The sequence below is a fragment of the Rhizobium sp. P43 genome, from assembly GCF_056730705.1.
The window spans coordinates 1,459,710-1,470,520 of the sequence record NZ_CM161539.1 but is presented as its reverse complement, the minus strand read 5'-3'; the positions used below and the strand labels follow the sequence as shown (position 1 = coordinate 1,470,520).

Sequence of the window (10,811 nt, the reverse complement as noted above, 5' to 3'; positions counted from 1 at the left end):
GACGGAATGGTCAATTTCATGTCGGAGTTCTGTTGGCTCTATGAGGTTTTGAATAAGGCTCTCACCCCAAAATCCCCGCCGCATCCTCCACCATCTTCGCCAGCGCCTCCGGTTTTGCCCCGCGCACCGGGCTGAAATACTTGACCTTCAAATCCCTGAAGCCGCAAAAGGCCAAAATCTGCCGCCGCAGCACCTTCACCCAGCCATTGCCGTAAATCCATCTGAGGAAGAATGTCGGCGTATCCGAGGTGATCACCACCCGTGCCTTGCGACCCGCCAGCAGCGGCTTCGGCAGCGCCTTGCCCTCGATATACTGGAAGGCAAAACCCGGCATCAGCACGCGGTCGAACAGGCCTTTCAGCTTCCCCGGCGCCGAACCCCACCAGAGCGGATGCACGAGGACGAGGCGGTCGCACCAGGTGAGACTGTCGGCGAGCGCTACCAGATCCGGCTCCCAGTCCATCCGGGCGCGATAGCCTGCCTTCAGATTGGCGTCGAAATCGAGATTCTCGAGATGCACCAGCCGCACGGTCTGGCCGCGATCCCGGGCAACCGCCGCGATCCGTTCGGCGATTGCCCCGCACAGCGTGTCGCGGGCCGGATTGCCGTTCAGCACAAGCAGGCGCGACGGCTGGGCCGTCGTGGAAAGAAAGGACATCGCAGGCTCCTCAAGATTTGACCGTGGTCAAGATATGGTCGATAAAATGACCATGGTCAAGTTATTCCCCGGGTTAGGCTCATGGAAAAGGAATCGTTGATGAAGCTACGCCAGCAACGCAGCCGCCAGACCCGCGACCAGATCCTGGCCGCTGCGCGCCTGCTTTTCGCCCGTCAGGGCTTCGAGACGACCAGCATCGACCAGATCGCGGCAGCCGCCAAAGTGGCGAAATCCAGCGTCTTTGCCCATTTCGGCGACAAGACCAACCTGTTGGCGGCGCTCGGCCTCGCAGATATCGAGGCGCTTGCGGAAGCCACGCGCCAGGGAGACGGCATCGACCTCCAGGCGCCGCTCGAACAGAAGATCCTCGCCCTTCTCGCCCCCTGGCTCGACTATTTCTGCCGCGAACCGGCCTTTGCCGGCCTCTATCTCAGCCAGACGGCGATCGTCAGTGGCCCCTATACCGAGACCTTCCTGCGGCTTTGCTTCGAAGTCGAAGACCGCATCGCCGGCTTGTTCATCGAGGCCAACCCCGCCTGCACGGCGGACCAGGCCCGGCTTTATGCCCGCGGCGTCCAGGCGCTGTTCCACGAAGTCATCGTCTATGCAATGTCCGACTGGCTGAAGACCGCCCGGCCCGGCCCTTCCCCGCCCGAGACGCAGCTCGCCGAAATGCTGGACATCTGGGTGGCCGGAATTGCAAGGCTGGACGATCTAGAGCGTTGACACGAACCGCCGCGCCGCCTCCGCCAGCACATCCGGCTCAAACCCGGAAAAGCCGATCACCAGCCCCCGCCGCTCCGTCGGCCCGGCATAAAGCGGCGACAGCGCCTTGACCCCGAAACCGACCGCTCGTGCCTGATGCGCCAGCGCCACATCGTCTTCCGCGCCGTCGAGTTCGGCCACCAGATGCAGCCCCTGCTCCGGCACGCTCACCGTCAGTCGGGCGCATTCCAACGCCTCCACCAGCGCATCCCGCGCCGCCTTCACCCGCTTGCGCGCCCGCTTGATATGCGCCGAAAAATGCCCGTCGCGCAAGAATTCGGTCAGCGCATCCTCGGCCAGCGTCGAGGGAAAGCGATCCGTTAGCCGGCGAATGGTCAGCACCCGCTCACGCAGATGCCGGGGCACCACGAGATAGCCGAAGCGAAAGCCCGGCAACAGCGTCTTGGAAAACGTGCCGAGATAGATCACATGGCCCGAGCCATCGATGCCCTGAAGCGCGCTCAAGGGCGGCCCGGCAAAGCGGAACTCGCTGTCGTAATCATCCTCGATGATATAGGCGCCCGTAGCCCTCGCCCAGTCGATGAGCGCCAGCCGCCTGGCCATGGAAAGCGTCACACCCAGCGGATATTGATGCGACGGCGTCACATAGACCGCCTTGGCATCCGGTCGCGCCGCAATCCCTGCGGCCACATCGATCCCCTCGCCATCGACAGGCACCGGCGTCACTGATAGCCCCGTGCCCTCGAAAAGCTCGCGCGCCGCCGCATAACAGGGGTCCTCGATCCAGACGGGATCGCCGGGTTTCAGAAGCGCCCTGACCGCCAGATCCAGCCCCTGCTGCGTGCCCGCCGTCATGATCACCTGGTCCGGCTCGCAAGCCACCCCGCGCGCCGCCTTGAGGTAAGCCGCGACCTCCACCCTGAGCGCCAGACTCCCGGCCGGGTCGTTGTAATGAAAATGCCGCGCCGAGGGCTGCGTTAGATGCCGATTCATCAGCATGCGGAAGATCCTGAGCGTCGTCTCGTCCGCCGTCGAGCAGCCGAGCGCCCCGGGCAGCGGCGCCAGCACTTCCTTTGCCTCGATCACCTGCGGCTCGGGTGCTAGCGGCAAAAGCGGCACGGCCTCGGCCACATAGGTCCCCGCCCCCACCCGCGCCTCGGCAAAGCCGTCCGCCACCAGCATCTCGTAAGCCGCAACCGCCGCCCCGCGCGAAATACCGAAGCGCCCGGCAATGTCCCGCGTCGTCGGCAGTTTGTCGCCGGGTTTCATCTGGCCGCTCTCGATCAGTCCGCGCAGCGCGCGATACAGCGCCAGCCGCCGTGGACCCTTGGCCGGCAGCAGGGGCGTGCTGGCCGACCAGTCGGAATTGGTTCGCAGTTTCTGCATCATGGTGGATCTTCTTTGGACCAATTGATCCGAGTATCCCTGCCGCATCAGCCGTCAGGAGGCAAGCATGAACGACAGACCCGACCCGCAATCCTTCCCCGTCACCCCGCGCAACCGGGCCAAGCGCCTGCATGAGCGCGCAGCTTACGACCGTGAGGCCGTCTATGCCGTGCTCGACGCGGCCCTCCTCTGTCACGTCGCCTATGTCATCGACGGCCAGCCCTATTGCACGCCGACCATCCACTGGCGCGACGGGGACTGGCTGTTCTGGCACGGCTCGTCGGCGAGCCGCATGCTGAAGAGCCAGAAGGCCGGTATCCCCGTCTGCCTCACCGTCGCCCATCTCGACGGCCTGGTGCTCGCCCGCTCCGGCTTCCACCATTCGGCCAATTACCGCTCCGCCATGTGCTTCGGCACGGCCCAGATCATTGACGACCCGGAGGAAAAGGCCGAGGCGCTGAAAGCCGTCGTCGACCGCTTCTATCCCGGCCGCACGAACGTGCTGCGCGACAACGACCCGCAGGAAGCCAAGGGCACCATGGTCATCGGCATGCGCATCGAGGAAGCCTCGGCCAAGGTCCGCTCGGGCGGCGTCTCCGACGATCCCGCCGATGTCGACGCCCGCGTCTGGGCCGGCGTCATCCCGGTCGAAACCCGGCTGCGCGCCCCCGAAATCTGCCCCAAGGTGCCGGAAGGCGTGGCTTACCCCGACCACCTCGTGCATTTTGCCGAAGGCCGCCGCCTCGACGAGGTCTTGACGGAGAGCCAGGCACTCTATGAGAAGCATACCTAAGCCTGTGAATGAAAAAGGGCGGCGCATCAACCGATGCCCGCCCCTCAAACCTCGCGCAACTACCCCGCGTCAGGCCTCACTCCGCCGAGATCCACCCCTCGAGCTTCGCCCGCTGCTGATCCGAAAACGCATGCGATTTCCGCGTCTTCTCGTCGAAATGCACCACCACCGTCTCGGCGGATGCACACAACTTGCCCTTCTGGAACACCGCCTGTTGCATGGTGACCGACGACCGCCCGACGCGCAGCACGCGCGTGCCGATCTCCACCGTTCCGGGCCACAGCACCTCGGCGATATAGTTGATGTCGAGCTTGGCGAGCACGAAGGAAAAGCCCTCCTCCAGCAGCGGATCCTGAGGGTTGTAGATCAGCTCCACACGTCCCGTTTCCATGAAGGTGGCAAAGACAGCATTGTTGACATGCCCCTGCCGGTCCGTATCGCCATAACGCAGCTTGTCGTACGACCGCCCGGCAAAATCCTCAAGCCGCAGCGGCTGCCCCTTGTCATCCGTCATATCCAGTCAAACCCTATTCGCTATTCGCTATTCGCTATTCGCTATTCGCTATTCGCTATTCGCTATTCGCTATTTCCCTAAATCCACAATCACCTCACGCCGCCATCCCGATCATCTCGGCAAAGGCATAACGCACGCTGTCGGCCACCGCCTGGATCGTTTCACTTGTCTCCCTGCCGGTGAGCAATCGCACCTCGAATGACCCAAGCTCCGGCAGGCCGTGTTTGGCCCCCAGCGCCGTCATGTCGTCGGTCAGGTAGCTGCGCGGAAGCGGCGCGACCGCGAGATCGGCAATCACGGCCGCCCGCTGCGCCATCGTATGCGCCGAGAGATAGGCAATGCGATAGGGCCGCTTGTCCTTGTCGAGTCTCGCCAGCGCATCCGCCCGCCAGCAGCAGCCATCCTCCCAGATCGACACGGGCAGCGGATCGCGCAAATGCGCCGTGCCACATTTCGCCCCTGCCCAGACCAGCTGCTCCTGATGGATCACCTCGCCCTCATGCACCACCTGGCCCGGCGCGCAATTGATCAGCGTCAGATCGAGCCGCTGCTCGGCCAGCCTGCGCCGCAAGGCGCCCGAGGTATCCACCGTCAGATCCACCATGATCAGCGGATAAAGCTCGGCAAAACGGCGCAGAATCGTCGGCATGAAGCGCTCGCCGATATCGTCTGGCGCGCCGAGCCGGACGACCCCCTTCATCTCCGGCATGCGGAAGCGCCCGACCGCCTCGTTCGACAGCGCCAGCATCCGCCGCGCATAGGGAAGCAGCACCTCGCCGCTTTCCGTCAGCGCCACCGAGCGCGCATCGCGCAAAAACAGCGTCACGTTCAGCTGCTCCTCGAGCTTCTTGATCTGCATCGAGACCGCCGAGGGCGTGCGATACACCCGGTCGGCGGCGGTGGTGAAACTGCCGGTTTCGGCAATCGCCACGAAGGTCCGGAGAACATCGTTGTCGAGAAGCGGAAGCGGCTGGCGCAGCATGAGCGTCATGGCGATAGACCTTCAACAAAATTGAACTTGAAGACGATACTATTGCGTTTGATTGAATGTCAATCCGGGCGCATCCTCCATGTCACCAACCGGAAAGGAGGATGACACGCCATGTTTCGCAACACGTTTAAGACCCTGCAGCCGATCTTTGCCAGGCTTGGGGAGGCATCCCGCCGTCGCGCCATGCGTGCTGCCGCGTGCCGCATGCTCGCGCCGCTGGGCCCGGCCCTGCGCGACGATCTCGGCCTGACCCACCATCGCCAATACATCAGTTTTCAGAATGATAAACATCAGAAACATTCGTTTGAGTGATTGATTAGTGTGCGCGATAACCGAACCCGGCCCCTGCCACCGATGAAAGGCATGGGATGACGAAGGGGCCACCGAACCGAAAAGGATCACGACCATGACCATGGTTTGCAGCGTTTCACCGATGACCCCGAGCGCCACCGCCGCCCCGACGCTGGCCGGCCTGGCGAAGGCGGCGACCGGCCGCCTTGCGACCGGGCTCAACGGTCTGGCCCGCACCCTGTCCGACCACCGCCGCCGCCGCATCGAACAGCGCGCGCTCGAAGCCCTGCCCTTCGATCTGCGCAAGGATCTCGGCTGGCCTGCCGGCGACACAAACCGCTGACGGCACACAGGGGCTCCCCCAGGCCCCGCCCCGTTTGCGACGCCGCCGCCCCATGGCGTCGCAAACGGGGCAATACCCGTCGATCATCCGCCACCTGCCCGATCCCGCGAAGCCGAAGCTTTTCAACCACCTGCCACCCGTGACGCCCCCCCGCCCGATCCACGGCGTCGCAGCCTGAAAAATGCCGAAAAATGTCGCTCTTTAGCGATCACCGAAGAGACGGCGGCGCGCGATCAGATGACAATGTCGTAAAACGACCATCGCGCCGATCGATTCAGGCGGAGCATGCCGGAAAACAAGGGAACGGCAGCCACACCACGGGGCAACATCATGAGCAAGCAGCAGCCACAAACCAAGAAGCGTTCGATCGTCTTCTTCCTCGTTCCGCATTTCACCCTTTTGCCCTTTGCCGGCGCCATCGAGACGCTGCGCATTGCCAACCGCATGCTGGGTTATTCGGCCTATGAATGGCGCCTCGCCTCGGTCGATGGCCAAAAGGTCTATTCCTCCTCCGGCATCGGCATCGAGGTGAATTCATCGCTGGCCGACGAGCGCCGTTTCCTCGGCGGCGAGAACCGCCCGAATATGGCGATCGTCTGTTCCGGCATCTATGTCGAGGAGTTCAACAACAAGTCGGTCAATGCCTGGCTGCGAGAAGCCTATAACCGCAGCGTCGCCGTCGGCTCGCTCTGTACGGGCGCCCATGTGCTGGCCCAGGCCGGTCTGTTGAACGGCAAGCGCTGCGCCATCCACTGGGAAAACCTGCCCGGCTTCTCCGAAACTTTCCCCCAGGCGGAAGTCTATGCCGACCTCTACGAAGTCGACGGCAATCTCTACACCTGCGCCGGCGGCACCGCTTCGCTCGACATGATGCTGAACCTGATCGGCCAGGATTTTGGCGAGGGCCTCGTCAACCGCGTCTGCGAACAGCACCTGACCGACCGCGTCCGCTCCGCCAACGACCGCCAGCGCCTGCCGCTCCGCGCCCGCCTCGGCGTGCAGAATTCCAAGGTGCTGCAGATCATCGAGCTGATGGAAGCCAATCTGTCCGAGCCGCTGTCACTCCTCGAAATCGCCGACGACGCCGGCCTCTCCCGCCGCCAGATCGAGCGCCTGTTCAGACAAGAGATGGGCCGCTCCCCCGCCCGCTACTATCTCGAAATCCGCCTCGACCGCGCCCGCCACCTCCTCGTCCAGTCCTCCATGCCCGTCGTCGAAGTCGCCGTCGCCTGCGGCTTCGTCTCCGCCTCCCACTTCTCCAAGTGTTACCGCGAACTCTACAACCGCTCCCCCCAGCAGGAGCGCGCGGAACGGAAGCTGACGATGTCGAGCAATCGCACGGGTGTGGTGGTGTAAGCCGTCGGCTACAATCGGAGTCCCTCGCGGGGTCCGATCTCCCCCCTTGAGGGGGAGATGGCCGGCAGGCCAGAGGGGGGTACCACACGGCAAAACACTTGCGACACCCAACCTCCCTTTGAGGTGGAGGTCGCGCGAAACGCGCGGGTGGGGTGAGCCCACGCCTGCCGCCACCCGCTCACCCCACCCCGGAGCTGCGCTCCGACCCTCCCCCTCAAGGGGAGGGTGTGTCTCAAGCCGCGCGCCGCAGCTGAAAACTTTTCCCGTCCGAACTCGACACCAGCCCCATGCGGAAGAAGGCGGCAAGCACCGCTTCGACGGCGGGCAGACATTTGCGGCCCTGCTTGAAGCTCTGCGCAATCGTGAGCGCATCGAGCTGCCCCTCGGCAGACAACAGCGCGGCGTGGATCGCCACCGTCTGGTCGCGTTCGTCGGCGGGGAAGCTCGGCTTCGGGCCGGATACGGCTTCCAGAATGGCCTCACCGAGATCGGCCTCCAGCTGTTCGGCCTTTTCCTTGTCCGAGCCGAAACGCGGGATCTGGTAATCGGGACGCAGCCAGCGGACCAGCCCGCGCTTTTCCTCCTTCGCCCGCTCCTTGTTCAGCGCAACGAGCCGGGCCAGAACCTCTTCCTCGGCCAAATCCGCCTGATAGCCATAAGCGTCCGCCACAGCGAGATCGAGCTTCTCGTGCAATTCCTTGAGGATCAGCACCAGACCGTCATCGAAGATGCGACGTTCCCTAGCGTCGAGATCGTCCGGTTTGGCACCCGCCTTCAGCCGTTCCAGCACATTGTAGAGGCCGGTCAGCGTCAGATGCGGATGGTCTGACAGCACGCGTTTGCGATGGGCGTCGAGCTCTTCGGCGATGGCCCCGATCGCGGCTTTCTGAGCTTCGGAAGCATCGGGGAAGGGGAAGGGGTCGAAGCAGCGGGATTTGACGTAGACAGCATCGCCCTCATACATCCCAATCTTCGCTGAGTTTGCCACGTACCAGATGAAGTGAATTCGAGAGTGCAGGATGCCTAGAGAACATCCATCATCCATTCCGAAGTTGATCAGCTTATTGTCCGGCAGGATGGACGCATCGAGGAACTGGAAGACTCGGTGTTTGGCGGTTTCGACGGTCGCGATGAAGCGAGGGAGGTTGGCGAGCACAGGGCGAAACTCACTTCGGGGCTTTCCGAATAGCCACCATTTTTCAGCATAGGAAATAGCGTCCTTCGTCGGGTTTACTGCATCGGTGACTTGCTTGTCTCTCGGGGCTTTCACAGTAAGCTGGAGATGCTGGTAAACAGCAGGATACCTCGTTCTCACCTCTTCAGCCGTCAGGCCGAAGAGATCAATTACCATCACACCCCGTGGGCGGTCCGTCAGATCACGCCCATTGCGGTAGACACGAATGTGTTTTTCGAGGCCAAGGCTTCGGCCTAGCCCGATATGCTCGGCCTCTTCTGGTGAAACGATGAAGCCAGCGCCATGCAACTTCACCCCCGGCGAAGAAAGACCAGCATTGGCCTTCAACTCCAACGCCGAGGTTACATCCACCCCCACCGTCAAATCCGCATTGATCCGCCCGAACTTCTCCTCGAACAGGATCACCGGACTGTCGGTCTCGACCCCTTCCTCCGCCGTCACCTCCATCAGCCGCCCGTCATGCTTGCCGGCCTGCGCCACCGTCATGGCGATACGCACGGCCGCACTGTCGCGCGTGACCTTGGTCCAGGGATGGTCGGCAATCGCCATGGTGAGCGACAGCGGCTTCTTGGCGTTGAGATAGGGCTCCATCACCCGGCGCTGAAACACCTGGCTGATCGAATTGGTGGTGACATAGCCGAAGCGTTTGAGCCGGGTCTTGGGTTTGAGCAGGATGTCGGCGGAACGGTCCCACCAATACATGACGAAATCGGCGCTGTCGTTCATGTGGCTATGCGCCTTCCACAGCGCCTCGGCATAACCGGACCCCATACGCGCGCGGATATCCTTGCCGCCGACAAAGGGCGGGTTGCCGACGATGTAATCAGCCTCTGGCCATTTCGGCCGGCGCGGATTGGGATAGGTTTCCACACCGTCTTTCACCTGGGGCAGCGGATAACCATCCCAGAGCAGCACCGCATCGCGGTTCTCGATATTGTGGAAGGCTTTGAGGATCGGCTCGGATGGGGCGACACCCCGGTTCTTGAAATGCCATTGCAGATGGCCGATCCACAGCACCAGCTCGGCAATGGCGGCAGCGCGGGGATTGACCTCCAGCCCTAAGAACTGGTGCGGATCGACGGTGTGGCTTTCGAGCGCCAGGCCCTCCTGGCCGCCGAGATTGACCAGCGCCTCCAGCACCTCGCCTTCAAGCTTCTTCATCAGCTCCAGCGAGACATAGAGGAAGTTTCCGGTGCCGCAGGCCGGGTCCAGCACGCGTGTTTCGCAGAGCCGGTCGTGGAAGGCCTGCACGGTTTTGACCGCCGCATCCGCCTTGCCCTCGGCCTTCTGCCGGTCGGCGGTGGAACGCGCAGCGTCCCATTCGGACCGTAAGGGGTCGATGACGGTCGCAATCACCAGCCGTTCGACATAGGCGCGCGGCGTGTAATGGGCGCCGAGCTTGCGGCGGTCATTGGGGTCGAGCGCCTGTTCGAGGAAGGTGCCGAAGATGGCCGGCTCGACATCTTTCCAGTCGTAGCGGGCAGCCGCCGCAAGCTCGCCGATCTCCTCTTTCGCCAGCGGCAGGGCGCGGCGGTTCTTGAAGAACTCGCCGTTGAACTTTTTCACCTTCTCGCGGATCGTCGCGGTAAAACCGCCTTCATCCATCGCCTTCCACAGATCCTGCATCATGCCGGGGAAGATTTCAGGCTTCTGTGCGCAATCGGCCAAGAGCTCCTTGAAGCTGTCCTTCGGTAAGAGCTCGACATCCTCGGCAAACATGGTGAAGAGCGTGCGCATCAGGAACATGGCGACCTCCTCGGTCTGATGTCCCTGTTCCTCCAGTGCCTTGGACACCTTGGCAATCCGCGTCGCGATCTCGCGCGTCACCTTGGCCGCGTGGCGCGTCGGGTCGAGCGACAGCGGATCGGTCCAGATCGCCTTCAGCCGCGCGCGCACCGTCTCGTCGCGCAACTCCTCCAGATAGATGCGGAAGGAGCGGCGGTCGGGGAACTGGTCATAGGCCTTTCCGTCGCGGCGGAAATTGGCATAGACCTCGATCGCGTGGCCGACATCGACGACCAGCACGAAGGGCGGCGGCTCATGGGTTGCCGGCAGAAGCCGCACATAGTTTTCGGCCTGGGCGCGGGCATTCATCATCAGCACGTCCCAGGCGCGATTGGCGCTCTGGCGCCGGCCGCGCGGGCTGCTTTCCGTGGCGCGATCAAGGCCTGGCAGGAGCGGCGCCTCCGGCAGCTTCTTGTCGCCTGACAACCGGCTCTGCTTGGCCTCCAGCACGAAGCAATCGCGCTTGTAGAGATCGATGCGCTTTTGGGTCGCCGCGCCGTCGCGGGCCGTTTCCTTCACGACCCGTTCGAACACATAGTCGTTGTTCTCATGGGCCGCAGAGGCCGGTTCCGGGTGCGGCAGGTCGAGTAGATCGCAGAGTTCGGTCAGAAACAGCGCATAATTCGCCCTCTCCTGGCCACCCTCCTGCCCTTGCCAGCGCTTGATAAACGCCTCGACCCTTGGCTGCACCGTCACGATTTCCCTCGCCCATTCATGGAGTCGCGATGATAGTCATCGAACGGGTCGAGGCAACCGGGAAAAGCGCCTGAGAC

Annotated in this window: 10 protein-coding genes; 5 read left to right on the top strand and 5 right to left on the bottom strand. The window is 63.2% G+C overall.

What is annotated here, in order from left to right; translation table 11 throughout:
- Positions 1–61 precede the first annotated feature (61 nt).
- Entirely contained in the window at positions 62–658 is a 597-nt protein-coding gene (locus AC1PUL_RS07245; RefSeq protein WP_480467522.1) for an NAD(P)H-dependent oxidoreductase, read from the bottom strand.
- 99 nt (positions 659–757) lie between these two features.
- Between AC1PUL_RS07245 and AC1PUL_RS07240 the strand changes: the two genes are divergently transcribed.
- Positions 758–1,384, top strand: a complete 627-nt coding sequence (locus tag AC1PUL_RS07240) for a TetR/AcrR family transcriptional regulator (protein WP_480467520.1) — start codon at positions 758–760, stop codon at positions 1,382–1,384.
- Here the strand turns inward: AC1PUL_RS07240 and pdxR are convergent.
- Positions 1,373–2,773, bottom strand: a complete 1,401-nt coding sequence (pdxR, locus tag AC1PUL_RS07235) for a MocR-like pyridoxine biosynthesis transcription factor PdxR (protein WP_480467518.1) — start codon at positions 2,771–2,773, stop codon at positions 1,373–1,375. The genes AC1PUL_RS07240 and pdxR overlap by 12 nt on opposite strands.
- Before the next feature lie 64 nt (positions 2,774–2,837).
- On the opposite strand from pdxR, the gene AC1PUL_RS07230 reads away from it, so the two are divergent.
- Positions 2,838–3,563 carry a pyridoxamine 5'-phosphate oxidase family protein gene (locus AC1PUL_RS07230; protein ID WP_480467516.1) on the top strand — a complete coding sequence of 242 codons (726 nt, stop codon included), beginning with the start codon at positions 2,838–2,840 and terminating at the stop codon, positions 3,561–3,563.
- A 76-nt stretch (positions 3,564–3,639) separates the two neighbouring features.
- Here the strand turns inward: AC1PUL_RS07230 and AC1PUL_RS07225 are convergent, their stop codons facing one another.
- Entirely contained in the window at positions 3,640–4,077 is a 438-nt protein-coding gene (locus tag AC1PUL_RS07225; RefSeq protein ID WP_480467515.1) for an acyl-CoA thioesterase, read from the bottom strand.
- 94 nt (positions 4,078–4,171) lie between these two features.
- Complete coding sequence (locus tag AC1PUL_RS07220; protein ID WP_480467513.1) at positions 4,172–5,068, bottom strand: LysR family transcriptional regulator; 897 nt, start codon at positions 5,066–5,068, stop codon at positions 4,172–4,174.
- Between the two features lie 111 nt (positions 5,069–5,179).
- On the opposite strand from AC1PUL_RS07220, the gene AC1PUL_RS07215 reads away from it, so the two are divergent.
- From AC1PUL_RS07215 to AC1PUL_RS07205, 3 genes are all read left to right on the top strand, one after another.
- Positions 5,180–5,380: a hypothetical protein gene (locus tag AC1PUL_RS07215; protein ID WP_480467512.1), complete on the top strand. Its 201-nt coding sequence runs from the start codon at positions 5,180–5,182 to the stop codon at positions 5,378–5,380.
- A 94-nt stretch (positions 5,381–5,474) separates the two neighbouring features.
- Positions 5,475–5,702, top strand: a complete 228-nt coding sequence (locus tag AC1PUL_RS07210; RefSeq protein ID WP_480467510.1) for a hypothetical protein — start codon at positions 5,475–5,477, stop codon at positions 5,700–5,702.
- Positions 5,703–6,032: 330 nt separating this feature from the next.
- A complete protein-coding gene (locus AC1PUL_RS07205) occupies positions 6,033–7,058 on the top strand; it encodes a GlxA family transcriptional regulator (protein WP_166604030.1) in 1,026 nt (341 codons plus the stop codon).
- Positions 7,059–7,290: 232 nt separating this feature from the next.
- On the opposite strand, the gene AC1PUL_RS07200 is transcribed toward AC1PUL_RS07205, so the two are convergent.
- Positions 7,291–10,734, bottom strand: coding sequence for a class I SAM-dependent DNA methyltransferase (locus tag AC1PUL_RS07200; RefSeq protein ID WP_480467508.1), 3,444 nt, complete (start codon positions 10,732–10,734; stop codon positions 7,291–7,293).
- Positions 10,735–10,811: the final 77 nt, after the last annotated feature.